Origin of the sequence: Flavobacterium microcysteis (assembly GCF_006385255.1) — a bacterium.
GTDB lineage: Bacteria > Bacteroidota > Bacteroidia > Flavobacteriales > Flavobacteriaceae > Flavobacterium > Flavobacterium microcysteis.
In genome coordinates, this window is sequence record NZ_VFJE01000015.1 from 1 (window position 1) to 275 (window position 275).

1 protein-coding gene is annotated in these 275 nt (G+C 52.0%); it reads left to right on the forward strand.

Going from position 1 to position 275, the window contains the following annotated elements; all coding sequences use genetic code 11:
* The coding region (locus tag FJA49_RS18255) for an HYR-like domain-containing protein (RefSeq protein WP_449404088.1) at positions 1-275 on the forward strand (275 nt) is incomplete at both ends.

Genomic DNA, 275 nt, shown 5'->3' on the forward strand with positions numbered 1-275 from the left:
GCAGCTTGCGGAAATATCCCTGCTGCGGCTACGCTTACAGCGACCGATGCCTGCGGAAGCGCAACTGTAACATTTGCCGAGACAAGGACTAATGGTTCTTGTGCCGGAAACTACACGCTTACAAGAAAATGGACGGCTACTGACCTATGCGGCAACACTGCTGAGTACACTCAGACTGTAACCGTGACTGATACGCAGGCCCCTGTATTTACAGGAACATTGCCATCAAACATCACAGCAGCTTGCGGAAATATCCCTGCTGCGGCTACGCTTAC